The organism is Frondihabitans cladoniiphilus (assembly GCF_039544345.1).
Taxonomy (GTDB): domain Bacteria; phylum Actinomycetota; class Actinomycetes; order Actinomycetales; family Microbacteriaceae; genus Frondihabitans; species Frondihabitans cladoniiphilus.
This window is the reverse complement of sequence record NZ_BAABLM010000002.1, coordinates 88,484-112,159: the sequence shown is the minus strand read 5'-3', so window position 1 is coordinate 112,159 and position 23,676 is coordinate 88,484. Positions and strand designations below refer to the sequence as shown.

Sequence of the window (23,676 nt, the reverse complement as noted above, 5' to 3'; positions counted from 1 at the left end):
CTGCGCGGTCAGCTCTCGACGACGACCTGGTCCGGTCGCTTGTCCGGCCGCCAGCCCCGCCACGACGGCTGGCGCAAGCGGCCGGTCGCCGTCCACTCGGCGAACTCGACCTCGCCCACCAGCGACGGGGTGATCCAGTGCGCGTCGCGGGCGTCCGCCTTCGGGACGTCGTGGAGCGGGCTCGTCTTCCTGGACACCTGCTCGAACTGCGCCAGGAGGTCGTCGAGCTCGCGGTCGCTGAAGCCGGTGCCGACGCGGCCCACGTAGCGGAGGCCGTCGTCGTCCGGGATCCCCATCAGCAACGACCCGACGCCGTCGGCCCGGCGACCGGCACCCGGCCGCCAGCCCGCGATCACGACCTCCTGAGTGGCGTGGTGCTTGAGTTTGATCCACGCTTTCGACCGGCGACCGGGGGAGTAGGTCGAGTCGCGGCGCTTCGCCACGACACCCTCGAGTCGCAGTTTCTTCGAGAAGGCCATCGCCTCGTCGAGGTCGCCTTCGAAGGCCGGCGGCACGTCGATCTCGGTCGTGACGTCGACGAGCGCCTCCAGGGCTTCTCGGCGGGCGGTGTACGGCTCGTCGAGCAGGTCGTCGTCGCCTCGGCGGAGGAGGTCGAACAGGAGGAACCGGACCGGCGCCTCCTTCTTCACCCGCTCGATGTCGCGCGGGCGGGTCAGCTTCATCCGCGTCTGCAACAGTCCGAAGTCGGGGCGGCCCTGCTGGTCGACGGCGACGATCTCGCCGTCGAGGACGGCGCCCGCGCCGTCGGCCAGGTCCAGCCGTTCCGCGAGCTGCACGAACTCGGGGTAGGAGGCGGTCATGTCGTTCCCGTTGCGGCTCGTCAGGGTCGTCTTCCCGTCGCGCACGGTGGCGATGGCGCGCACCCCGTCCCACTTCATCTCGTAGGCCCAGTCGTCCGGGCCCCCGATGGCCCGCTCCGTCTCCTTCGACGAACCGCCCGTCGCGAGCATTGGCGCGATCGGATCGTCGACTGCGTGCACTTCTCGTGGCCCCGAGCGCCCCGAGACCGCACTTTTTGCACTCACTGGAGGGGCGGAAACGCTTTTCGCACTCGCGCGAGAGGCGGGAACAGGCCGGGAGTCGTGATGCTCGTGCGGATTCACGTAGTCGTCGGCCATGCGGTGGATCAGCCAGTTCTGCGCCGCCTTGCCCTCGCCGTGGCCGGTGTGGATGAGCGCGATCCGCCGACTGCCGCGCTGTTCGCCGTGCAGAACGGCGATCACCTCCTTGCCGTCGCGCCACTTCTCCAGCTCGAAGGTGCCCGAGTCCCAGATCGTGACCTCGCCCGCGCCGTACTCCCCGGCGGCGATGGTGCCCTCGAAGGTGCCGTACTCGAGCGGGTGGTCCTCGGTCTGCACCGCGAGGTGGTTCTTGCCCGGGTCGACGGGCTCGCCCTTCGGCAGCGCCCAACTGACGAGCACGCCGTCGTGCTCCAGCCGGAAGTCCCAGTGCAGGCGCCGGGCGTGGTGCTCCTGAATGACGAAGGAGGTGCCGTCGGTCGCCGGGGGAGCCTCGGCCGGAACGGGCTCGCGCGTCTTGGCGGGGTCGCGCATGGAGCGGTACTTCGCGAGGCGGTCGGGTCGGGCATCCCGCGCTCCGGTGTCTGCGGCGCTCGCCGCCTCGACGGGATGCGCGGTGTTCTTCATGTCGGCGCCGAGTTCGCCCGGCGGCACGGGCGTGCCCGCCGAGACCCCCTCGAGAGGATCCCCGCGCCGCTTGAGACGGGCGAGCACCTCGGAGTAGTCGAGCTGCGCGAGCGACTTCGAGGCCAGCTCGCGCCAGGTGCGCGGGGCGGCGACGGTGGGATGCTCGCGCCCCCGCAGCGAGTAGGGCGCCACCGTGGTCTTGTTCCGACTGTTCTGCGACCAGTCCAGGAACACCTTGCCCCGGCGATCCTGCTTGCCCATCGTGCTCAGCACCAGGTCGGGGTGATCGGCCTCCATCGAGCGGGCCAGCTCGTGAGCGACCTCGCTGACCTGGTCGGAGGTCTGCTTCCCGTCGAGAGCGGCGTACAGGTGGATGCCCTTGCTCCCGCTCGTGACGGGCACGAGCTCGAGGCCCATCCCGTCGAGGATGCCCCGCAACTCCTGGGCGACGACGACGCACTCGATCAGGCCCGTGCCTTCGCCGGGGTCGAGGTCGAGCACGAGCCGATCGGGGTTCCGTTGGGCACCGCGCGGGCCGAACTTCCATTGCGGCACATGGATCTCGAGGGCGGCGATCTGCCCGAGCCAGGTGAGCGTGGCCAGGTCGTTCACCATCGGGTAGTCGTTGGCGTGATCGGAGTGCTGGACCGTGTGACGGGCCACCCAGTCGGGAGTCGAGTCGGCCAGGTTCTTCTCGAAGAAGACCGGGCCGTCGACACCGTTCACCCACCGCTTGCGGGTCGCCGGGCGGCCCTCCGTGTGCGGGATCATCCACTCGGCGACGGCGGCGTAATACGCGAGCACGTCGCCCTTGGTCGTGCCGGTGGCGGGGTAGAGCACCTTGTCGAGATTGGTCAGTTGCAGGGTGTGGCCGTCGATGGTGACCTTTTCGCCGCGTTCTCTGCTCGATGCCACGTGCATCCCTCGCTCTCGGTGTCGGTTCTCAGGTCACGACTCGCATGCCCCCATGCTGCTCCCGCCGTCGGTCGGCGCCCACGGAGGTTGTACCCCGGCGCACCGCGGGCGGTGACCCCGGCGACCGGCGGGACCGTGGCCTCTGCTGGGCGCACAGCCCGGTGCCGGGCCACACTGCAGGCATGCGATCGATCTGGAGAGGCGCCATCACGTTCGGCCTCGTCAACGTGCCCGTCAAGGTGTACTCGGCGACCGAGGACCACGACATCACGCTGCATCAGGTGCACGACAAGGACGGCGGCCGGATCCGCTACGAGCGGCACTGCGAGATCTGTGGCGAGAAGGTCGACTACGAGCACATCGACAAGGCCTACGACGACGGCGACCAGACCGTGGTGCTCACCGACGACGACCTCAAGTCGCTGCCCGAGGAGAAGAGCCGCGAGATCGACGTGCTCGAGTTCGTGCCGAGCGACCAGCTCGATCCGATCATGTTCGACCGGTCCTACTTCCTCGAGCCCGACGGCACCTCACCGAAGGCGTATGTCCTGCTGAGGCGCGCTCTGGAAGAGACCGAGCGGACCGCCATCGTCCACTTCTCGCTCCGGCAGAAGACGCGGCTCGGGGCGCTGCGAGTGCGCGGCAAGGTGCTGATGCTCCAGTCGCTGCTCTGGGACGACGAGGTGCGCCAGGCCGACTTCCCGGCGTTGGCCAAATCCGTCAAGATCAGCGACAAAGAACTCGACATGTCGGCGAGTCTCGTCGACAGCCTGGAGGACGACTTCGAGCCCGCCGACTTCAGCGACGACTACCAGATCGAGCTGCAGAAGCTCATCGACGCGAAGCTGAAGGAGGGCGAGGCCCTCGACACCGCCGCCACCTTCGGCGAAGAAGACGGCGACGGCAACGACGACAAGGGCGGCGAAGTCGTCGACCTGATGGAGGCGCTGCGGAGGAGCGTCGAGCGGAACCGCGCCTCGAAGAAGGGTGCGACGGCCGCGAAGCCCGCTGCGTCGAAGCGGAAACCGGCCGCGAAGACGGGGGATGCGCATCCCACCGTTTCGAAGAAGGCCCCGGCCAAGAAGAGAGCCGCCCCGAAGAAGGCGAGCTAGCCGGGGTCAGCGGTCGCGGAGCTCTTCGACGAGATCGGCCTTCTTCTTCGACGAGTACCCGGTGAGGCCGAGCTCTTTGGCGCGCTTCTTGAGGTCGGCGACGGTCCAGTCGTCGTACGAACCACTCTTTCCGCCCTTGGCCCCGACCTTCGAACGGCTGTTGCCCTTTTGGGCCGCGGCGTTCGAGATGCGCGCCGACTTCTCCTCCGAATTGCCCTCCTGCCGGAGTTCGGCGTACAGGTCGGGGTCTTTCAGAGACGGGTTGTCCTTCTCCGCTTTCGTTGCCTTGGCTGCCATGCCCGAGAACCTACGCCGCGTCGCCCGAGCTGTCCGTGCCGGCGTCGTCGGTGGAGCCGTCCGAGCCGGAGTCGGCGCCCGAACCGTCACGGCCGAAGTCGTCGGCGTTGTCTTCCGGGTCCTCGCCGCGGGCCTTCTTCTCCAGCGCGTCGATGGTGATGGCCGCGTTGACGAGGGCCAGGTGCGACAGCCCCTGGGGGAGGTTGCCGAGGAACTCTCCGTTCTCCGCGATCATCTCCGCCATGATCCCGACGTCGTTGGGCTGCTCGACCAGCTCGTCCATTAGCGCATGCGCTTCGTCGAGGCGGCCGACGCACGCGAGGGCCGCGGCCATCCAGAAGGCGCAGGCGACGAACGTTCCCTCCTCTTCGTCCATGCCCGTGTAGCGATAGACCAGGGGGCCGCGAGCGAGGGATGCGCGGATCGCGTCGATCGTCCGCGACATGCGCTCGCCGCGGTCGAATCCCGTCGGGGCGTGGAGCAGCACCGAGGCGTCCAGCTTGTCCGAGCCGGGGTACATCACGTAGGCGCCGAGCTCGTCGGACCACCCGTTCTCGTCGACCCACTCCTCGATGAGCTGCTTGTTCTTCGTCCAGTGCTCGAGGTCGTCGGGGTCGGGGTGCAGCTGCCCGATTTCCGCCAGGTGGAGAGCGGCGTCGATGGCCTGCCAGCAGCCCATCTTGCTGGAGACGTAGTGCTGTTGCTCCTCCAGCTCCCACATGCCGGCGTCCTTCTCCTGCCACCGCTGGCAGGCGTCGTCGGCGAACGAGCACAGCAGCGAGTCGGTGGAGGCGTCGATGATGTTGCCGCCGGAGGCGTACTGGCTCATGATCGCGAGGATGTCGGCGTAGACGCCGAGCTGAAGTTGGCCGGAGGCGGGGTTCCCCGAATACACGGGGCCGATTCCGCGCCAGCCCTCCGACCCCGTCGGCACGACGTCGCCGGGCAGCGACCCGTCGAGCTCGAAGAAGATGTGCATCTCTCGGCCGTTCTCCTTCAACGACTTGAGGATCCACGAGACGGCCGCGTGCGGCTCCTCGCGGAGGCCGAAGTTCAACAGCGCCTGCACGGTGTACGCGAGGTCGCGGACCCACGCGAAGCGGTAGTCCCAGTTCTTGCCGCCGGTGAAGTTCTCCGGGAGGCCCGAGGTCGCGGCTGCGGCGATGGCACCCGTGGGGCTGAAGAGCAGCAGTTTCAGGGCCAGCGTCGAGCGCTGCACGGCTTCCGACCACGGCCCGTCCCAGTTGAACGCCTTGGACCAGGTGCGCCAGTTGTCGATCGTCCGGTCGACGCCCTCGTCGACGATGGGGGCGTTCGGCAGATGGATCGGTTCGTCGTCGGTGCCGCAGAGGCAGAGGATGTGGCGTGAACCGGGGCTCGTGGTGAAGGCGCCGCGGAAATCGAGCGGCCCGTCGGCCTCGCCGTCGCCCGACTCGGTGGGGTCGGTGCGTCCGTGGTCGGAGCCGATCAGGATGAGGTTGATGTCGCCGGCGCGGAGCAGTGGCCCGTGCACGGTGTCGATGCGCTGGATCGGATTCGTGCCGAACGTGTTGCCGGGGACGACGGCCCAGGCGAGGTCCACCGAGCCCTCGATGCCTTCGATGCGCCGGACCAGTTCCGACCAGGGCAGGCGTCCGGCGACGCCGGTGACCAGTGCATCCGTGATCTCGACCGTTCCGGTCTCGGTGCGGAAGCGGGTCGTCAGCACGTTGGTGCCCTCGATGTACGCGCGGTCGACCTCGAAGTCGTCGGCCACGGGGCGCAACTCGAAGCGGCCGCCCTTGCCGGCGTCGAGCAGACCGGCGAAGACGGGCTCCGTGTACAGGTCGGGCATCGGCAGCCAGTCGATCTGGCCGTCCTCGGCGATCAAGGCCACGGTTCGGCCGTCGCCGATGGCGCCGTACGACCGCAGCGCGACGTAGCCGTCCTCGCGGGGCGCGGGCTTCGTCCAGGCGATCCCCGAGGCGTCGGGGGCGTCGTCGGGGGACAGGGAAGTCTGGTCGAGAGTGTCGGTCACCCGTCTACGCTGCTCCCTCGGGGCCGTGAACGCTCCGAATCGTCCCCCGCAAGGAGAATCCGCATGCCCGAACCCCGCCTGTTCCTCGATGCGAAAGCGATCCTCGCCGAGAGTCCCGTCTGGGATCCCGAGGCTCGGGAACTCGTCTGGACGGACATCACCTCGGGCCTCCTCCATCGCACCGCGGCCGACGGTTCCGACGACCGCTCGACGCCGCTGCCGCCGCCGGTGGCCTCGTTCCAGCGCCGCCGCGGGGGAGGGCTCGTGGTCGCTCTGAAGGACAGTGTCGTGCTCACCGACGACGAGGGGGCGTCACCGGAGACGCTGGTCGAGATCCCGCACCTGAACGACGGCATCCGCTTCAACGAGGGCAAGTGCGACCCGTTCGGCAACTTCGTCGTCGGCGGGATGGACTTCGTGGCGGGCGAACCCGATGCCGCGCTCTACCGAGTGACCCCGGCGGGCGACGTGACCGTGCTGCAGGGCGGCTTCGGCACGGCGAACGGGTTCGAGTGGAACGACGACGGCAGTGTGATGTGGGTGACCGACACCTCCGTCGAGACGGTGTTCCGAGCATCCTGGGGCCCCGACGGGGTTCTCGGCGAGCTGATTCCCTGGTCGGTGGGCGGCATGCACGACGGCCTGGTGCGCGACGAGCGGGGCGAGTTCTGGGGCTGCCTCTACGGCGAGGGCCTCGTCACCCACCTGTCGGCCGACGGCGACCTGATCGACACGATCGCGTTCGATGCGCCGAACCTCACCGGCATCGCGTTCGGCGGCGACGACCTGCGCACCCTCTTCGTCTGCTCGGCCCGCGAGAACCTGACCGAGCAGCAGTTGGAGGAGCACCCCGCCTCGGGTGGGATCTTCGCGGTCGAGCTCGACAGGGCTGGTCGGCAGTCGTTCTTGTTCGGTTGACGCCTGTTCGGTTGACGCCTGTTCGGCTGACGCCTGCCCGGCTGACGCCTGTTCGGCTGACGCCTGCCCGGCTGACGCCTGTTCGGCTGACGCCTGTTCGGCCGACGCCGACGGGCGGGCGGGGGATGCACGAAGCCGCCCACCCGTCGGGGTGAGCGGCTTCGACGTGCTCCGGTGGCTGCGGCCCTAGATCTGCCCCACGAGGTCGTCCGCCGTCAGCGCGTGCGCCTCCGCCAGTACCTTGCGGGCCTTCTCGGTCGAGTCCCACACGTTCCACAGCAGGACCCCCACCGGCTGCCCATCGTCGAGGTAGTAGACGACGACCGAGTCGTCGTCCTTCCAGTCCTCGACGGTCTTCAGGGAGGCATCGAGCTTGCCGACGGCCTCGTAGCCGAGGTCGAAGACGTCCGAGTAGTACATCGGCGTGTGCGAGTACTTCTCGTCGGAGCCGGCCATGATGCGGCCGACCGCGGCTCCCTGCTCCTTGGCGTTGTCGACGTGCTCGACGCGGCGCCGACCGAGGATCGGGTCGGGGTAGTTGGCGACGTCGCCGGCCGAGAAGACGGCCGGGTCGCTCGTGGTGAGCCGTGCATCCACCACGATGCCGTCGTCGACCTCGAGGCCAGCGGCCTCGGCCAGGCCGGTGTTGGGTTCGATGCCGAGGCCCACGACGATGCCGTCGGCTTTCAGGGTCGAGCCGTCGTCGAGGGTGAGGACGAAGCCGTCGCCGTCAGGCGTGGCACCGTCGAGGCGTCGACCGGGCACGAGCGCCACGCCGTGGTCGATGAACCGCTTCTCGAAGACCTTGTCGACGGACTCGGGGAAGGTCGCGGCACCCAGATCGGCGTCCGGGAAGATCACCGTCACGCGCGTGTCGTTCTGGGCGAGCGCCGCGGCGATCTCGGAGCCGATGTAGCCGCCGCCCACGACGGCGACGTGCCTGCCGCTGCCGGAGAGGGCGCGGAGGTGGCGGTAGTCGGCCGCGGTGCGGAAATAGATGACCCGGTCGTCCTGCGGGAGATCCAGGGTCTTCGGGTGGCCGCCGGTCGCGAGGAGAAGGCGCCCGTAACCGATCGTCTCGCCGCCGTCGATCGAGATCGTCTTCGCGGCGCGGTCGAAGCCCTCGACGTGCGTCTCGAGCCGGATCTCGGCGCCGGTGTCGGCCGCTGTGTTCAGGTCGTTGTCGGCCGGAGTGAAGTCGGGGTCCGTCCAGAGCTTTTTGGAGAGCGCCGGCCGGGTGTACGGCTGGTCGACGTCCTCGCTCAGGATCAGGATGCTGCCGCTCGAGTCGCGCTCGCGGATGCCGCGAGCCGCAGCGTCGGCGACCATGCCGCCGCCGATCACGACGTAGTCGTAGGTGTCTGCCATGGGCGAGCCTCCTCAGCTGTTGGCGACGGCGCCGACGCGGTCGAGACCGGCCTCTTCGGCCTTGTCGTCGCGATCCCGCGTCGCCTTGTTCTTCTGGTCCTTCTCGGGGTGGCGGTTCTCCGCGCCGGTCATCCAGGCGAGCTGCTCGAGGCGCTCGAGGACGCTGTGCAGGACGTCGGCAGTGGTGGGGTCCTCGTCGTCGACGTCGTCGTGGACGGCGCGCATCGTGTCGGTGGCGGCGTACATCCGCTCGACGATGAGGTCGACCACGTCGGTCGTCTCGACGGGGCCCTCGGGGAACTCGGGGAGGCTCGTGGTCTTGGTCACGGTGCTGGAACGGCCGTCGGGCACGAGGTAGACGGCGCGCATGCGCTCGGCGACCTCGTCGGAGAAGCCACGCGCGGCGTCGACGATCTCGTCGAGCTGCAGGTGGAGGTCGCGGAAGTTCGAGCCCAGCAGGTTCCAGTGCGCCTGCTTGCCCTGGACGTGGAGTTCGATGAGGTCGACGAGGACCTTCTGCAGACTGTCGTGGAGCTTTTCGCTGCCCTGGAACATGTGTTCTCCCTTGCTCGTGTGCGTTCTTTTCGACCGTACGCCGGAGCCATCTCGATGGCGTGTGCGCTGTCCCCCATCGGGTCCCCCAAACGGTGTGTAGACTTCCGATACCCATGGCCTTGAGGGGGGCGCCCATGATCGACCGGACCACTGAACCAGACTCATTCGCGAACGAATCGACGGCTGTGACCGCATTTGCGGTCGGAAATTTCGACGGGGCTCGGATCGCCCAGGTCGAGTCGTCTGTCGGCGCTGCCGATCCGTGCTCGGAAGTCCGCTTCGATCCGTCCCTGCCGGCGACGATCCGGGCTCTCGAGTGCCAGCTGGCGACGGCGTATCACGCGTTCGACGACATCGAGGCGATGTCGTGGGAGCACCGGGTCCGAGTCGTCGACGAGCTGACCAGCGCCGTCCCCGACGCGGCGAGCGCCGCGGCGCGGGCCGGTCACGGCCCCTGGGCGAGCAGGGTGGTGCGTTCGGCCGCGACCCGGCGACCGGCCTGGTCGACCATCTGCACGCGGTGGGACGGCCTGATCGCGGCGTCGTACGAGGCGATCGAATCGGCACCCGTGTTCTTGGAGGACGTGTGGTCCGAGGGCGACGTGGCTTGACCCGCGCGTGCGGCGGCACGGCATGCGGCGGTGCGGCGTGAGCCGTCGCGGCGGTGTCCGGCACCACCTGCGCGTCCTCGCGTTCGACTACGGCTTCGTGTGGCGGGTGCACCTCCGGTCGTTCGTCGGCCAGTCCGTCCCGCGGCGCTACCGCGAGGGCGATCGCGCGCCGATCCTCCTGCTGCCCGGCGTCTACGAGTCGTGGCGCTACCTCCGCTGGTTCGCCGATCGTCTGAACGAGGCCGGCCACCCGGTGGTCGTCGTGCCGGGAATGGCGCACAACCGTCGACCGATCGCCGCGACGGCGGAGGCCGCCCAGCGCGTCCTCGACGCCTTCGATCTCCACGGGGTGATCGTGCTCGGACACAGCAAGGGCGGCATCATCGGCAAGACGATGATGCTCGACACCGACGGAGCGGGCCGCATCGACCGTCTCGTCGCCGTGAACAGCCCCTTCTCGGGATCGCGGTGGGCGCGCTTCGCTCCGAACCCCGGGTTCCGGGTGTTCTCGCCCCGTGACCCGGCCCTGCTGCGCCTGGCATCCGAGCTCGAGGTCAACGCGCGGATCACCTCAGTCGCGGCCGGATTCGACGCGCACGTGCCCGAGGGCAGCTTCCTGCCCGGTGCGAAGAACGTGTCGCTGCCGCTCGACGGGCACTTCCGGCCGCTCGGGCATCCCGCCGGCCGGGCCGCGATCCTCGCTGCCGTCGAGGCGTAGCTGTAGTTCCCCGGGCTGGATGCCGCGCCGGGATCGGGTGCCGCGCGCCGTGCATCCCACCTGCCGAATTCGCGAGTGATCCGGGGCGTCGACCACTCGGGTTGCTGCCGCAGCAAGGGCGGGGCGCAGTTCGCTCGCGAATTGCGACACGGCACGGGGCGAGAGGGCGGGATGCACGGGCCCCACGGCCGCGTCAGGCCGACTCGCCGACGATCTCCTCCCGCATCCGCCGCAGATCTTCGAGCAATGATCCGATCAGGATCCAGTGCTCGGGGTCGGGCCGCACCACCTCGAGGGGAGCCGTCAGCGCGGGCTCGTCCCGAACTCGCGCCCCGTGCCGCACGCCGTCGGCGCCGGGCGGCACCTCGCCCGCCGGCACCTCGTCCGCCGCCGCCGCCTCCTCGGTGTCGTGCACGAGGAGCCGCACGTCGTGGGCCGCCCGCTGGAGCTGATCGGCGATGTCTCGGACGACGGGCTCGCCGACGAGCTCGGGGTCGTAATTGTCGCGCAGGGTGCGGGTCATCGCGACGATCCGGTGCACGAGGTTCGAGAGCGGACCGAGGAGTCGGCGGTCGGCCTCGAGGATCCGCCGCTGCCTGCTGGCCCGCGGGTTGAGCGTCAGGCTCTCCTCGCCCGCCTTGACCGCGGCCGCGGCCTTCGCCTGCAGGCCGCGGAGAGCTCGGGCCCGGGTGAGCATGGCGTCGAGTTCGGGCCCGCTCGTCGGGGAGGAGAGGGCGGCCGCGAGGTCGTCGAGGGCGCTGGCCGAGTCGCGGGCCAGGCGCCCCACGGCCAGATGCACCGGCCCGAGAAGCACGGGCGGGGCGATCAGGGCATTGACGAGCAGCGCGATGATCGCACCGATCACGGTCTCGACGATCCGGTCGAAGGCGTAGCCGGGCGTCACGAGACCGACCGACAGGACGAGCATCGCCGAGATCGGCACCTGCGTCGTGGAGGTCGGCGTCAGCTTCGCAGCCCAGGCGATCAGGAGGGCGAGGATCACGGCGATCAGCACGATCCAGGTGTGGGCGTGCCCGAGGAGGGCGGCGATCACGTAGGCGAGCGCCACGCCCATGACGACGCCGGCGCTGCGCTCGAGGCCCCGGCCGAACGACTGGTTGATGCTCGGCTGCACGACGAGCAGGGCCGCGATCGCCGCGAAGATCGGCAGCGACTGATGGACCAGGAGCACCGAGGCGACCCAGGCGGCGACGACCGCGAGCGAAGTCTTGCCCACCTGGAGGAGCGGAACGCGCGACGGTTGACGGAGGCGGGAGACCAGGGCGGACACGGGGCGGAGCACGCCCTCCAGGGTACGGGGCGGCGCGGCACTGCTGATAAATCGTCGACGAACCGGTTGGATGGTCCTGTGTGGCCCAACTCAGCTGCGATCCTCCCTGCCGCGTTCGACGGCACGGGAGTCGACGTGGTGTCGTTCCGGCAGCACTCGGTGGAGCCGTCCGGCGGCGGCTACCTCTACGGCTACGAGGTGGACACCCGCGACGAGGCGGGCGTGGTCGCCACCGTCCTGACCTTCGTCGACACCGACCCCGCCTCGGTCGAGCGCTCCAGCAGGACGGTCGTGGATCCCGCCTCGGGCGACCGGGTGGTCGTCTGGGCCTACCCGGCCGATCCCGCACTGCCGGCGCTGCAGACGGTGACGTACCCGGAGTCGGTGACGAGCATCCTCGCCCGCCTCGGTCTTCCCGGCGGGAGCGCCTCGGGGCCCGTGTCGCCGACCGCTCCGCCCGTGTTGTCGGTGGCCGCGTACCGCCCCGGCAAACGAGCCGTGGTCCGGGCCGACGTGGGCGGGACGACCGTGTTCTTGAAGGTGGTGCGCCCGGCTCGCGCCGAGCCGATCGCCGCGCAGCACCGGGCTTTCGCCGAGCGGGGCCTGCCCGTTCCGCCCGTGCTCGCGGTCCAGCCCGACGGCCTGCTCGTGCTCGCATGCGCCAGTGGGGTCCCGGCGGGCACACGCGTGACCGAGATCGCCGAGGGCACCGGGTTCGTCGACAATCTGGTGACGCTGGCGCAGGCGATCGCCGGAGTGGAGCTCCCGCAGCGGGCCCAGTCGGACGCGCTGGACAACGGCGACTGGCATCGGCGGAGCCTCGCGGAGTCCCTGCCGGATGCGCAGGACCGCATCGACCGGGTCTACGACGAAATCGATCGTCGACGAGCCACCTGGTCGCCCGACGAACTGCAGGTGGTCCACGGCGACCTGCACCTCGAGCAGCTCTTCGTCGATCCGGAGGACCCGGGTCGCATCACGGGGATGCTCGACATCGACACGGCGGGCCTGGGGCATCCCGCGCGCGACGCCGGCGCTCTGATCGCCCACCTCGTCGTGACCGCTCAGTGGCACCGCGGCAACGGAGACCTCGCCGCCGCGCGGGCCTGCGAGCGCATCGCCGACGACGTCGTGGTCGCGTGGACCACGCGGAACCCTGCGATCGCCGATCGGCTGGCTCCCACGATCGCCTCGCAGCTCCTCGCCCACGCGGGCGGCCAGGCGACCCTCGGCACCGAGATCGGCCGCACGAAGGCGGAGCAGCTCATCGAGGCCGCCGAGGGGACGCTGTGGCCCCGACGCTTCGAGCCTGCGGCCGCCGAACGCCCCCTCAGCGACCGCGACCCAGCATCGGCGCCTACCGTGACGTTCACCCCGCCCGTCTGATCGGTCCGTCCGATCCGCCACCGCCGGTGCTCCCGACCGGCCCGTTCCAGGAGGTTCCGTTGACGTCGCTCTGGCTCGACACGATCCGCACGATCCCGACCGACGAGTTCGAACCGGAGGCGACCTACGACGACGTCATCGTCGGCGGCGGTCTCACCGGCCTCGTCACCGCCCTCCTGTTCGCCCGCCGCGGCCACACGGTCGCCGTCGTCGAGGCCCGCACCGTCGGATCCCTCGCCACCGGGTCCTCGAGCGCGGTCCTGAGCCAGCTGCAGGGCGTGCAGCTGCAGAAGATCAAGCGCCGCACGTACCAGGGCATCGTCGACGCCTACGTCCAGGGCAATCGGGAGGCCTTCGACTGGGTGATCGCCTACGCCGACGAGGCCGGGGTCGACCTCCAGCGCCGTGACGCCTACAGCTATGCCACCAGCCGCAGCGGACTGGCTCGCGTCGACGCCGAGTACCAGGTCGGGCGGAAGGCCGGTCTCGACCTCGCCAAGACCTTCGACGTCGAGGTCCCGTTCGCGACTCTCGGCGCGGTCCGGCTCCGCGACCAGGCGCAGTTCGATCCGCTCGACCTCGTCGCCGCCCTCGTGAGCGACATCCGAGCCCTCGGCGGCCTCGTGATCGAGAACGCGCACGTGTCCGGAGTCGACGCCGGCGAACCCGCGACCACGCACACCTCCCTGGGTGACATCCGCTCCGAGCGGGTGCACCTCACGACCGGCACGCCGATCCTCGACCGCGGCCTCTACTTCGCCAAGCTGAAGCCGAGGCGCTCGTTCGGCGTCGCCCTGCGCTCCGTGCCCGGCGACGACCTGCCGACCGCGATGTACGAGTCGGCCGACCACCCGAACCGCTCGTTCCGTCGCCACCGCGACCTCCTTCTCGTCGGCGGCAACGAGCACGGCGTCGGCCGCGCCTCCTCCGAGGCGGCGCTCGCCGACGACCTGGCCTCGTGGGCCGAAGCCCACTGGCCGGGCGCCGAGCGGTCGCGCGTCTGGAGCGGTCAGGACTACGCCACCCCGCACGGCGTGCCCTTCGTCGGGTACATGCCTCGCGGGCACGGCCGCATCTACATCGCCACGGGCTACGACTCCTGGGGCATGACGGGTGCCGTCTCGGCGGCGAGGATGCTCGTCTCCGACGTCCTCGGCGACAACTCGTCGTGGATGAAGGCCATCCACCATCGCGCCACCCTTCCGGCTGCCATGGCCGTGGGTCTGGGGGAGAACGCGGCCGTCGCGTGGCACTTCGCCCGGGGCTGGACCCGCGCTCTGACCAACCCGCTCGTCGAGGGCGAGACGCCGCCGGAGGGCCGGGGTCGCGTCGGCCGCGAGGGCTTCCGACCCGTTGCCCGCTCGACCGTCGCGGGAGAGACCTGCGCCCTGTCGGCCGTCTGCCCGCACCTCGGCGGCATCGTCGCCTGGAACGACCAGGAACTCTCCTGGGACTGCCCCCTCCACGGCTCCCGCTTCGACGCCACCGGCCGTGTGATCGAAGGGCCGGCGAAGCGGGGGATGCACGGTCTGACCGACTGACGCCTCCCGCCCGCTCTGGGGGTGCGGCGCGCCGTCTACCGTGGTGGCGACCGGGTCGCGCGCGGGCGTAAACTGTGCGAAGCATCACCACCCGATCTCTTGCCGTACGGTGTCTGTTCCGTCCCGGCCGCGAGTGACGGTGATGCGAGACACGAGACGCACGTCTTCCTGGGGGAGGTCGGTCTCGACAGTCCTGACCTTCCGCCGTCGGCCATCCGCCGTCGGCGCAGCGCCTTCGGGCATTTTCTAGGAGGAGCCTTGGCTCGACCAGGCCAGCGCCAGTCCGGCGGTACTCGAACCGCCCCCCGCAACAACCACCGTCGTGTCCGCGACCTCGACAACGACGGCATCATCCCCGTCCTCGCCCGCGCCGTGCGCGAGGTCGAAGCCGGGGCCCAGCGCGGTCCGGTGAAGCCCTCCGGCCGCACGAAGTTCCAGGTCGTCGCGCTCCTGATGCGCGAAGAGCGCGCCCGGGTCAAGGCCGACAAGACCATCACCGACGCGGACCGCGCCGAGCAGATGAAGCGCCTCGACGGTGTCGCGACCATCCTCGCGAAGGCTGCCGCGCGCGACACCTCGCTGATCGCGCTCCTCGCCGAAGAGGCCGTCGTCTCCGACACCGCCAAGTCCCTGAAGCGCGACATGCTCATCCAGGCCGGCATCGAGCTCAGCCCGGACGACCTCATCATCACGACCGAGCCCGTGGCCGCACCGGTGGCGACCGAGCGTCAGGTCGTCCCGCAGTCGGTCCTGTCGCGCCAACTCGCGAACCCGTTCCTGGCGCCGGACTTCGCCCTCGCCGAACACAAGGACGTGCATCCCCGGCGCCTCGCGAACTGGGAACTCTTCGGGCCCCTCTTCAAGTCGTTCGAATACGGGTCGGGCGGGGTCTCGGCCTGCATGGAGCTCCCCGAGCCCACGACCCTCCGCGCGCCCGGCGGCGCCGAGATGATGCGGCACCAGGCACAGGTCGTCGAGGCCGCAGCCGAAGGCCACCGCACGTTCCTGCTCGCCGACGAGCCGGGTCTCGGCAAGACGGCGCAGTCCCTGCTCGCCGCGCAGGCCGCGAACGCCTACCCGCTGCTCGTCGTCGTCCCCAACGTCGTCAAGACGAACTGGGCGCGCGAGGTCGGGCTCTGGACCCCGAACCACCCCGCCACGGTGATCCACGGCGACGGCGACACCATCGACGGCTTCGCCGACATCGTCATCGTCAACTACGAGGTGCTCGACCGCCACGTCGGCTGGCTCGGCGACCTGGGGTTCCGCGGCATGGTCGTCGACGAGGCGCACTTCATCAAGAACAAGGAGTCGCAGCGGTCGAAGCACGTGCTGCAGCTCTCGGAGCGGATCCGGGCCCGCACCGCGCATCCCCTGCTCATGGCTCTCACCGGGACGCCGCTGATCAACGACATCGAGGACTTCCGAGCGATCTGGCAGTTCCTCGGCTGGATCGACGAGAAGAAGCCCGGGCCCGAGCTGATGGAAGCCCTGGAGGAGACCGGCCTGACCCCGGCCGAGCCCGGCTTCTTCGCCTCCGCCCGTGCCTCGGTCATCGACCTCGGCATCGTCCGCCGCCGCAAGGTCGACGTCGCCGCCGACATCCCCGCCCGCCGCATCGCCGACCTGCCTGTCGAGCTCGACGACGAGGTGGGCCGCTCGATCCGCGAGGCCGAGCGCGTGCTCGCCGGTCGCCTGGTCGCCCGCTACCAGACCGCTCTCGCGACCCGCACCTCGGGTGTCGTCGTCGAGGGCATCGACCACGACCTCGTGCGCCAGGTCGCCAAGTGGGAGCTCGAAGACGGCGACGGCCCGTCGACCGGCGAGAACGTGTTCAGCATGGTCCGCCGCATCGGTCAGGCCAAGGCCGGGCTCGCCGCCGACTACACCGCGCAGCTCGCTCGCACCGCCGGCAAGGTCGTGTTCTTCGCCAAGCACATCGACGTGATGGACACCGCTTCGGCCGTGTTCGAGAAGCGGGGGATCAGCTTCGCCTCCATCCGTGGCGACCAGACCCCGACCGTCCGTCAGAAGAACATCGACGCGTTCGTGAACGACCCGTCGGTGCAGGTCGTCGTCTGTTCGCTCACCGCCGCCGGTGTCGGCCTCAACCTGCAGGTCGCCTCCAACGTCGTGCTCGCCGAGCTCTCGTGGACCGACGCCGAGCAGACGCAGGCCATCGACCGCGTGCACCGCATCGGCCAGGAGGAGCCCGTCACCGCCTGGCGTGTCATCGCCGCGCAGACCATCGACACGAAGATCGCCGAGCTGATCGACTCGAAGGCCGGGCTGGCGGCTCGGGCGCTCGACGGTTCGGACGAGGAGATCGTGTCGTCGGCGGACGTGCAGCTCGGCGCGCTCGTGGCGCTGCTGACCGACGCGCTGGCCGCGTCGCCTGCCGCGCGCAAGGCTGCGCCGCAACGCCGCCGCTAGCGCCGCGCGCTGCGCGCCCGCTGCGCCCGCCCGCTGCGCCCCGCTAAGTCGCCCCGTTTTACGTAAGTCGCCCTGCCGTGCCGGGGCGACATACGTAAAACGGGGCGACTTGCGTACGACGAAAGCCGAGTCTGCTCAGCGGACGCCTGCATCGGCGAGGAGGCGTCCCAGATTCCCCGGCCTCATGGCGTCGCGCCAGACCCAACGGACGAATGCCTTGACCTCGGGGTGCCGCCGGACGAGGTCCTCGCGGAGCTTCTCGGCGACGACGACGTCCTCGGCCGAGAGTCCCCGCCGCAGACCTGCGTCCCGATACTTCACGAAGCCGTCGAACTCACCGACGATGCCCCATTGCGGCCAGAAGGAGTCGACGAAAGCCCTCCGCCCTCCTGGAAGACGGAATTCGTATTGCAGCTCGGGAGGGGTCAGTCGACTCTCGTGCATGACGACGCGGCTGAGGGATTCGCCGGGACGATCCGCCCGGCCGTCGGCGAAGGCTATGGCCTTGCCTGCCATCACCCGGCCCCGCCGTTCCGTCCGCCTATCGAGGTGGTCGGAGAGATCGTCTTTGGAGAAAAGGCCCACGCGGAGACCGTGGTCCAGTGCGACGACAGCCTGGCGCAACGGAACACGCAGGCTCAGATCGACGGCCGTGCGTACGGGCGACGTCACGAGCACACCACCGACCTCTCGGACATCTTCGTGCGGAACGCTCCCGGCATGTCGATAGGTCGTCTGCTTGCTCGTCGAACGAGCGACCGTCGGATCCGTCACCTGCACGCGCTCGGGCCGGTGGCCGAGCCGCGGCAGGCCCCACAGCGCCGCGGCCGAGGCGTGCGACACGACGACTTCGTGGTCGAGCAGCGAGACGGCCGCGACGGCCCGCATCCCGTGCTGCTGGGCTTCGTCGAATTCCTGCCAGTGCTCGGCGCGGACGTAGCGACCGCTCACGAGTCGAACCAGTTCGCCGCGCATGCAGGCGCGACGGACGGCAGTGTCGTCGAAGGACGATCGGACGACGAGCGACAGGTGCGGATCCACGGCACGAGGATGCACGGAGCCGGCCGCCCGGCGAACGGCACCGACCGAGAGTGTGGACGGCTCGAGACCAGAACGAGCCTGGGGAGAACAGGACGCCGGGGAGTTACATGACCTCATGCCCGAATTCACCGGATACGCCCACGTCGCGCTCACCGTGACGGATCACTCCGCCAGCCTGCCGTTCTACGAGAAGGTGTTCGAGACCGCCCCCGTGGGCGAGCTCGTCACCGACGACCTCGACCGCAAGATCTTCCCGGTCGGCGCCGGCCAGGTCTTCGGCGTCACGCAGTACCCCGACGGCAAGGGCGGTCGGTTCGACTACCTCGTTCCGGGCCTCGACCACGTCAGCTTCGCCGTCGCCACCCGCGCTGACGTCCTCGCCCTGAAGGACCGTCTCGAGGGCGTCGGCATCAGCGGCGACCTCAGCGAGGTGCCCTACGGAACCGTCCTCAACATCAAGGACCCCGACGGCAACGCCCTCGAATTCTTCTCGGCCGAGACCGCCTGACCTGGTCGCACGAAGGCGGCCGGCGGGGACGTCGGCCGTCGGGGGAGGGGACGCGTGAAGGACGGCATCGGTGCCGGATGGCGCCTCGTCTCCGAGTGGGCGCGGCCGGTGCTGCTCCGTCGGTGGCGCCTCCGCGTCCTCGCCTTCACCGCGGTCGTCGGGGTCGTCTCCGCGGGGGTGGTCGCCACATTCGTCCCCGCTGTCATTCATGACGGTCCGATCGCGGGAGCGGCCGACGACGTCGCCGGGGCGGTCTTGGCGGCCTCGTCCGGTGTCGGAATCGCCGCGATCCTGGCGATCGTCCTCGTCTTCCTTCGCATTCGACGGTTCGAGCGCGGGGCGGCCTCGGCGGGGTCGGTCGCCACCGGTTCGGTCGCCGCGGGGTCGGTCGCCGCAGTGTCGGCGGGAGCGACGGCGAGAGCGGGAGATGCGCGGCCCGACGACACCTTCGACCCGCCCGCGTCACCCCGTGCATCCCCCGATCGCCGGTGGCGGCGCCCGCCCCGTCAGGTCGAGGTCACCCCTGCGGCCCGTGCCGCCATCCGCGCTGCCTGGGCGGCAGGTCTCGAGCCCGATCTCGACGTCGCCGTTCGCCTTGCGGCTGCGGAGGCGGCGCGCAGGACGCGCGCGGTGGTGCCACGGTTGACGACGACGGGGCTGGCGTTCGTGCCGGTCTGGATCGCCGGTCTCGGCATCTGGGCAGCGACGGGATTCGCGCCGTCGCTCGGGATCGTACCGTGCTATTTCCTGCTGCAGGCGGGAGGCCTGGGAGTAGGCCTGCACTCCCTGGGCCGCACCCGTGCCGACATCGAGACGGCCCCGACCGCGGTGCCCGAGCACCTCGAGCCCGACGGTCGGAAGAAGCCGGATCGACGGCCCCGCAAGGTCCTCGGGACGGACTTCAGCGACTACGACTGACAGCGATACACGCTGATCCTGTCGAGCCGTGAGGCGGCTCAGACCGCGAGGCGGGCCTTGACCTCGGCCAGCGACGGGTTGGTCGCGGAGGAGCCGTCGGGGAAGATGACGGTCGGCACGGTCTGGTTGCCGCCGTTGACGCTCTCGACGATCTCGGCGGTGCCGGCGACCTCTTCGATGTTGACGTCGGTGTAGCTGATGCCGTCTTTGGTGAGCTGCTGCTTCAGGCGAGCGCAGTAGCCGCACCAACCCGTGGAGAACATGGTGATGGTGCCGGCTTCGGGAACGTAGGCGGAGGCGGTGGCGATGTCGGTCATTGCTTCAGAATACGTCCGACCCCCGACAAGAGCCAGTGACCCCGAGCTAGGACACCCGAGGGGCGCTGCGCTCCACCAGTCGGGCGATGGCGGCGACCGGGATCCCGAGCCAGTCGGGCCGGTTCCGGGACTCGTAGATGGCCTCGTAGACCGCTTTGTCGATCTCGAAGGCGTCGAGGAGCGCCCGCTCGGCTCGGACGTCGACCCCGGAGGAGGCGATGTAGCCGTCGACGAAGCTGCGCCTCGCGGCACCCGCCCAAGCCGACGCGTCGACTGAGGGCTTCTCCTGCGCCAGAGATCCGGAGACGTAGTCGAACGACCGGAGCATGCCTGCGACGTCGCGCAGCGGCACGTCGGGGCGCGATCGCTCGGGCATCGGGCGGAGCGGCTCGCCCTCGAAGTCGAGGAGGACCCAGCCGCGCTCGGGCGACTGCAGAGCCTGACCGAGGTGGAGGTCGCCGTGGATGCGCTGGAGTCGAGGCCACGGGCGCGACTCGGCCACTCCGTAGACGCGATCGATCGCCTCCTTGAACTCGGCGATCTCGGGAACTTCGCGGGCGGCCGTCGTGAGCCGGCGGCGCATGCTGACGAGCGCCGCGGCCACCTCGTCGGGTCCGGCCTCGACGGTCGGCAGCTCAGCGGCCAGAGTCGCGTGGACCTCGGCCGTCGCGACACCGAGGTCGAAGGCGGCCTGCGTGAAGTCGGTACCGGCCCGCGCGGCGTCGAGCGCGACGCGCCAGGCGTCCTCGAGGCCGGGCAGGAACTCCTGCGAGAAGGCGAGGTGGCCGTGCGCCAGACCCTCGTCACGGCCGGGGTCGGTCCAGGTGGCCGTGAGCGACCCGAAGCTGGCCGGAACGCGACCCGACCCGCCCTCCGTCAGGGCCGCCTGCGTGGTGACGTCGGGGTTGTCGCCGTGGTGCAGCACGCGGAAGACTTTGGCAATGACCTGGGGCGTCTCGCCCTCGACGTCGTAGATGATCGAGGTGTTCGACTGCTCGCCCTTGAGGACGCGCGAGGAGACGACGCGTCCGGGTGCCGCCAGGGTGTGGCCGTCGGCCTGGGCGTCGGATCCGTCGACGTGCTTCTCGGTCGCCATGGTGTTGAGCAGACCGTGCGCGTAGATCGGGTCGTGCGGTCCGTCGTAGAGGTAGAGGCCGTCGCTGGAGCCGATGAAGGCGTGGTCGCCGCCCGGGAGGGGCGTGGGACGCGCGGTGATCGGGACCTGATAGAGCACGGGCACGTCGGGGGCCTCGTCGATGACCAGGAGGGTCATGACGAGGACTTCGTTGACCATGGTCTCGAGGGAGCCGATCACGCGGATGGCGGGAGTGCGCCCCTTCGTCGCATACCAGCGCTGACGCGCCATCCAACCGGCCAGACTCGGGGCGACGTTGCTCATTTCTGCACTGTACGCCCGGTGCCTCCGAGCGGGGCTGACCGGTCCCCAGGACGCACCCCGGTCTCCGGCACGTTCTCCTCAGGCGGTGACTTCTCCACACTCGTCACGAGGGCGGCGACTTCTCCACACTCGTCACGATGGCGGTGACTTCTCCACAATCGTCACCCGGGGCGACTCCTCGCAGGCGAGCACCACTACAAAGGAGGCATGAGCCGAACTGAGCAGATCGAGATCGAGCGCAAGTACGACGTCGACGAGACGGCGCGAGTCCCCGACCTCGCGGGTGTCGGGCCCGTCTCCGCCGCGACGACCGAAGAGGCCGTCTCGCTGCGAGCCGTCTACTTCGACACGGCCGAGCATCTGCTCCTGGCCAACAGGATCACCCTGCGGCGGCGCGAGGGCGGGCACGACGCGGGCTGGCACCTGAAACTGCCGGCAGGCCTGGGGTCGCGTCGAGAGGTGCACGCCCCGCTCGGCACCGACGCCGACGAGCCCGTGCCGGCGGCGGTGCGCGACTTGGTGGAGGTGCTCCTGAGGGGCCGGCCCGTGCATCCCACGCTCGTTCTCGACACGACCCGCACGATCACGAATCTCGTCGACGCCGACGGAGACGCCCTGGCCGAGGTCGCCGACGACGAGGTCACGGCCACCAATCCGGCGACCACGTCGGTGAGGGCCTGGCGCGAGTGGGAGGTCGAATTGGCAGCCGACGTGACGAAGGCCGACGGCGAGGCGCTGTTCGCGGCGGTCGGCGACGCGTTCGAGCGGGCCGGAGCCTCGGCATCCGCGTCGAAGTCGAAGTTGGCGCGAGGGTTGGGCGACGTGCCCGGCCTCGCCGCAGGAGGTGCAGGTGCCGGTGCCGGTGCCGGGGCGATCGCGCCCGAGCCAGTCCGCCTCGACGAGCGCACTGCTGCCGCATTCGTGGTCGGCTCGCTCTCTCGGCTTCGCGACGAGCTTCTGGCGGTCGACCCCGAGGTCCGCGACCGGGCCGAAGACGCACTGCATCGGTTCCGCACGACTCTTCGTCGGCTGCGGGCGGTCGTCGGCGTCTTCCGCGGAGTCCTCGACGACGACACGGCCTCTCGCCTCGGCGACCTGCTGCGATCCGCGGGCCGGGCAGCCGGCCCGGCCCGCGATCTCGACGCGGCCCTCGAATCGGTCGACGACCACGCGGCCGCGGCCCCCGAGGGCTTCGTGGCGCAAGAGGTGCTCCTCCGACTCCGGGCTCGCATCGGCGAGGCCCAGCGCGACGCCTCCGCCGACCTCGATCGACTGCTCGGCGCACCGGAGTACTTCGAGCTCCTCGACCGTCTCGACGCGCTCGTCGTGACCGAGCCCACCGGCGAGAGAGCGGGGGATCCGCGGGTCGACTTCGTGACGGAATCGCTGGCTCGCGAGCGTGGTCGCGCCCGCAAGCGCCTGCTGCACGGGGTCGAGGCGTCTGCTGCGGCGGGCTCGGGCTCCGGCCTGGGCGCTGCCGCTGCCGCTGCCGCTGCCGCTGGCGCTGCCGCTGCCGCTGCCGCTGGCGCTGCCGCTGCCGCTGGCGCTGCCGCTGCCGCTGGCGCTGCGTCATTGTCTGCTTCTGCGTCTGCCCCGACGGGCTCAGCGGACTCGACTGCCGAGCTGCACCGCGCGCGCAAAGCCGTGCGGCGGTTCCGGTACGCGCAGGAGGCCGCCCGAAAGGATGGCCTCAAGGGCGGCGGCTCGCCGAAGAAGGCCGAAGGGCTGCAGGACGCTCTGGGCGAGGTGCTCGAAGACCGTGCCGCTGTGAGGCTCTATCTCGAGGCGGCCGCGGCTGCGCGCCGGGCGGAGGAGGACACCTTCGGGTTCGGGGTGCTGGCGGAGATCGCGGCAGCTCCGGCAGTCAAGGCGGCGAAGAAGCTGCCCAAGCTGGCGAAGGAGTTCTGAGCTCGGTTTGTGGGAGCCGCACCCCGGTGGTCTGGGCCTCGGGAGCCGCACCCTTGTAAGCCGCCGCGCACCCCGGTCGACGGAGGGTCGCGTGCGGGAGTGAGGGTGCGGGTCCGCGGGGCAGGGGTGCGGGTCTGCGGAACGGGGGTGCCGGTCCGCGGGGCAGGGGTGCGGGTCTGCGGAACGGGGGTGCAGGTGCGAGGTCGCGGGCGGGAGTCGGGGTGGGGGTCCGCGGAGCCGGGGTGCGCGTCCGCGGGAGGGGTGCGGGTCCGTTTGCTGAGGGTGGGATTCCGCGCGACGGGATGCGTGCCCGGACGCTGAGCCGTACCCCGGTGGCCGCCGCCAAGTGAACTGCACCCTGCTAATCCGCGGCGCACCCCGGTCGACCGAGGGTCGCGGGCGGGAGTGAGGGTGCGGCCCCGCGGAACCGGGGTGCGCGTACGTGGGAGGGGGGTGCGGGTCCGCATGCTGAGGGTGAGATTCCGCGCGACGGGATGCGTGCCCGGACGTTGAGGCGTACCCCGGTGGCCGCCGCCAAGTGAACTGCACCCTGCTAATCCGCGGCGCACCCCGGTCGACCGAGGGTCGCGGGCGGGAGTGAGGGTGCGGCCCCGCGGGGTAGGGGTGCGGGTCTGCGGGCACGGGGTTCGGGTGCGGGGCTGAGCGCCGCCGACGGGGTGCGGGTAATCGGAACGGGGGTGCGGGCCCGCCGAACAAAAGCGGGCCCGCCGAACCGAAGCGGCCCCGCCGAACCGA

At 70.5% G+C, this 23,676-nt stretch carries 20 protein-coding genes; 11 read left to right on the top strand and 9 right to left on the bottom strand.

The annotated features are described in order from the left end of the window. Positions 1–8 precede the first annotated feature (8 nt). Complete coding sequence (locus ABEA39_RS05520) at positions 9–2,588, bottom strand: ATP-dependent DNA ligase (RefSeq protein WP_425556923.1); 2,580 nt, start codon at positions 2,586–2,588, stop codon at positions 9–11. 176 nt (positions 2,589–2,764) lie between these two features. Between ABEA39_RS05520 and ku the strand changes: the two genes are divergently transcribed. After that, positions 2,765–3,694, top strand: coding sequence for a non-homologous end joining protein Ku (gene ku, locus ABEA39_RS05515; protein ID WP_345374177.1), 930 nt, complete (start codon positions 2,765–2,767; stop codon positions 3,692–3,694). 6 nt (positions 3,695–3,700) lie between these two features. On the opposite strand, the gene ABEA39_RS05510 is transcribed toward ku, so the two are convergent. Next, positions 3,701–3,991 carry a DUF7218 family protein gene (locus ABEA39_RS05510; protein WP_345374175.1) on the bottom strand — a complete coding sequence of 97 codons (291 nt, stop codon included), beginning with the start codon at positions 3,989–3,991 and terminating at the stop codon, positions 3,701–3,703. A gap of 10 nt (positions 3,992–4,001) precedes the next feature. Further along, complete coding sequence (locus ABEA39_RS05505) at positions 4,002–5,948, bottom strand: glycoside hydrolase family 15 protein (RefSeq protein ID WP_345375268.1); 1,947 nt, start codon at positions 5,946–5,948, stop codon at positions 4,002–4,004. Positions 5,949–6,071: 123 nt separating this feature from the next. Here ABEA39_RS05505 and ABEA39_RS05500 point away from each other — a divergent pair, with 123 nt between their 5' ends. Continuing rightward, on the top strand, positions 6,072–6,926 hold the full coding sequence (locus ABEA39_RS05500) for an SMP-30/gluconolactonase/LRE family protein (protein ID WP_345374173.1): 855 nt from the start codon (positions 6,072–6,074) through the stop codon (positions 6,924–6,926). Continuing rightward, complete coding sequence (locus ABEA39_RS18820) at positions 6,868–7,116, top strand: Cys-every-fifth RiPP peptide CefA (RefSeq protein ID WP_425556922.1); 249 nt, start codon at positions 6,868–6,870, stop codon at positions 7,114–7,116. The genes ABEA39_RS05500 and ABEA39_RS18820 overlap by 59 nt, the downstream gene beginning before the upstream one ends. On the opposite strand, the gene ABEA39_RS05495 is transcribed toward ABEA39_RS18820, so the two are convergent. Further along, on the bottom strand, positions 7,113–8,294 hold the full coding sequence (locus tag ABEA39_RS05495) for an NAD(P)/FAD-dependent oxidoreductase (RefSeq protein ID WP_345374171.1): 1,182 nt from the start codon (positions 8,292–8,294) through the stop codon (positions 7,113–7,115). The genes ABEA39_RS18820 and ABEA39_RS05495 overlap by 4 nt on opposite strands. 12 nt (positions 8,295–8,306) lie before the next feature. After that, positions 8,307–8,849: a Dps family protein gene (locus ABEA39_RS05490; RefSeq protein ID WP_345374168.1), complete on the bottom strand. Its 543-nt coding sequence runs from the start codon at positions 8,847–8,849 to the stop codon at positions 8,307–8,309. A gap of 185 nt (positions 8,850–9,034) precedes the next feature. Between ABEA39_RS05490 and ABEA39_RS05485 the strand changes: the two genes are divergently transcribed. Together ABEA39_RS05485 and ABEA39_RS05480 are read left to right on the top strand one after the other, a co-directional pair. Next, positions 9,035–9,460: a hypothetical protein gene (locus ABEA39_RS05485; protein ID WP_345374167.1), complete on the top strand. Its 426-nt coding sequence runs from the start codon at positions 9,035–9,037 to the stop codon at positions 9,458–9,460. A 37-nt stretch (positions 9,461–9,497) separates the two neighbouring features. Further along, on the top strand, positions 9,498–10,178 hold the full coding sequence (locus ABEA39_RS05480) for an esterase/lipase family protein (RefSeq protein WP_345374165.1): 681 nt from the start codon (positions 9,498–9,500) through the stop codon (positions 10,176–10,178). Positions 10,179–10,371: 193 nt separating this feature from the next. Here the strand turns inward: ABEA39_RS05480 and ABEA39_RS05475 are convergent, their stop codons facing one another. After that, positions 10,372–11,481, bottom strand: coding sequence for an FUSC family protein (locus ABEA39_RS05475; RefSeq protein WP_345374163.1), 1,110 nt, complete (start codon positions 11,479–11,481; stop codon positions 10,372–10,374). Positions 11,482–11,547: 66 nt separating this feature from the next. Here ABEA39_RS05475 and ABEA39_RS05470 point away from each other — a divergent pair, with 66 nt between their 5' ends. The 3 genes from ABEA39_RS05470 to ABEA39_RS05460 all read left to right on the top strand — a co-directional run bounded on the left by ABEA39_RS05470 (position 11,548) and on the right by ABEA39_RS05460 (position 16,829). Further along, complete coding sequence (locus tag ABEA39_RS05470) at positions 11,548–12,855, top strand: phosphotransferase family protein (protein ID WP_345374161.1); 1,308 nt, start codon at positions 11,548–11,550, stop codon at positions 12,853–12,855. A gap of 59 nt (positions 12,856–12,914) precedes the next feature. Beyond that, positions 12,915–14,396 carry an FAD-dependent oxidoreductase gene (locus tag ABEA39_RS05465; protein WP_345374159.1) on the top strand — a complete coding sequence of 494 codons (1,482 nt, stop codon included), beginning with the start codon at positions 12,915–12,917 and terminating at the stop codon, positions 14,394–14,396. A 258-nt stretch (positions 14,397–14,654) separates the two neighbouring features. Next, a complete protein-coding gene (locus ABEA39_RS05460) occupies positions 14,655–16,829 on the top strand; it encodes a DEAD/DEAH box helicase (RefSeq protein WP_425556921.1) in 2,175 nt (724 codons plus the stop codon). A 135-nt stretch (positions 16,830–16,964) separates the two neighbouring features. On the opposite strand, the gene ABEA39_RS05455 is transcribed toward ABEA39_RS05460, so the two are convergent. Beyond that, positions 16,965–17,870: a hypothetical protein gene (locus ABEA39_RS05455; protein ID WP_345374157.1), complete on the bottom strand. Its 906-nt coding sequence runs from the start codon at positions 17,868–17,870 to the stop codon at positions 16,965–16,967. A 115-nt stretch (positions 17,871–17,985) separates the two neighbouring features. On the opposite strand from ABEA39_RS05455, the gene ABEA39_RS05450 reads away from it, so the two are divergent. After that, positions 17,986–18,378, top strand: a complete 393-nt coding sequence (locus ABEA39_RS05450; RefSeq protein ID WP_345374155.1) for a VOC family protein — start codon at positions 17,986–17,988, stop codon at positions 18,376–18,378. Positions 18,379–18,432: 54 nt separating this feature from the next. Continuing rightward, positions 18,433–19,296, top strand: coding sequence for a hypothetical protein (locus ABEA39_RS05445; RefSeq protein ID WP_345374153.1), 864 nt, complete (start codon positions 18,433–18,435; stop codon positions 19,294–19,296). A gap of 38 nt (positions 19,297–19,334) precedes the next feature. Here ABEA39_RS05445 and ABEA39_RS05440 read toward each other — a convergent pair whose 3' ends face one another. Together ABEA39_RS05440 and ABEA39_RS05435 are read right to left on the bottom strand one after the other, a co-directional pair. Continuing rightward, positions 19,335–19,613 carry a mycoredoxin gene (locus ABEA39_RS05440; protein WP_345374151.1) on the bottom strand — a complete coding sequence of 93 codons (279 nt, stop codon included), beginning with the start codon at positions 19,611–19,613 and terminating at the stop codon, positions 19,335–19,337. A 46-nt stretch (positions 19,614–19,659) separates the two neighbouring features. Continuing rightward, entirely contained in the window at positions 19,660–21,012 is a 1,353-nt protein-coding gene (locus ABEA39_RS05435; RefSeq protein WP_345374149.1) for a maltokinase N-terminal cap-like domain-containing protein, read from the bottom strand. A 207-nt stretch (positions 21,013–21,219) separates the two neighbouring features. On the opposite strand from ABEA39_RS05435, the gene ABEA39_RS05430 reads away from it, so the two are divergent. Beyond that, positions 21,220–22,920: a CYTH and CHAD domain-containing protein gene (locus ABEA39_RS05430; RefSeq protein WP_345374147.1), complete on the top strand. Its 1,701-nt coding sequence runs from the start codon at positions 21,220–21,222 to the stop codon at positions 22,918–22,920. Positions 22,921–23,676 lie beyond the last annotated feature (756 nt).

Coding starts and splice junctions, on each gene's coding strand:
- ABEA39_RS05520 (WP_425556923.1), bottom strand. CDS start 2,588: ATGCACGTGGCATCGAGCAGAGAACGCGGCGAAAAGGTCACCATCGAC.
- ku (WP_345374177.1), top strand. CDS start 2,765: ATGCGATCGATCTGGAGAGGCGCCATCACGTTCGGCCTCGTCAACGTG.
- ABEA39_RS05440 (WP_345374151.1), bottom strand. CDS start 19,613: ATGACCGACATCGCCACCGCCTCCGCCTACGTTCCCGAAGCCGGCACC.
- ABEA39_RS05510 (WP_345374175.1), bottom strand. CDS start 3,991: ATGGCAGCCAAGGCAACGAAAGCGGAGAAGGACAACCCGTCTCTGAAA.
- ABEA39_RS05450 (WP_345374155.1), top strand. CDS start 17,986: ATGCCCGAATTCACCGGATACGCCCACGTCGCGCTCACCGTGACGGAT.
- ABEA39_RS05490 (WP_345374168.1), bottom strand. CDS start 8,849: ATGTTCCAGGGCAGCGAAAAGCTCCACGACAGTCTGCAGAAGGTCCTC.
- ABEA39_RS05435 (WP_345374149.1), bottom strand. CDS start 21,012: ATGAGCAACGTCGCCCCGAGTCTGGCCGGTTGGATGGCGCGTCAGCGC.
- ABEA39_RS05495 (WP_345374171.1), bottom strand. CDS start 8,294: ATGGCAGACACCTACGACTACGTCGTGATCGGCGGCGGCATGGTCGCC.
- ABEA39_RS05500 (WP_345374173.1), top strand. CDS start 6,072: ATGCCCGAACCCCGCCTGTTCCTCGATGCGAAAGCGATCCTCGCCGAG.
- ABEA39_RS05430 (WP_345374147.1), top strand. CDS start 21,220: ATGAGCCGAACTGAGCAGATCGAGATCGAGCGCAAGTACGACGTCGAC.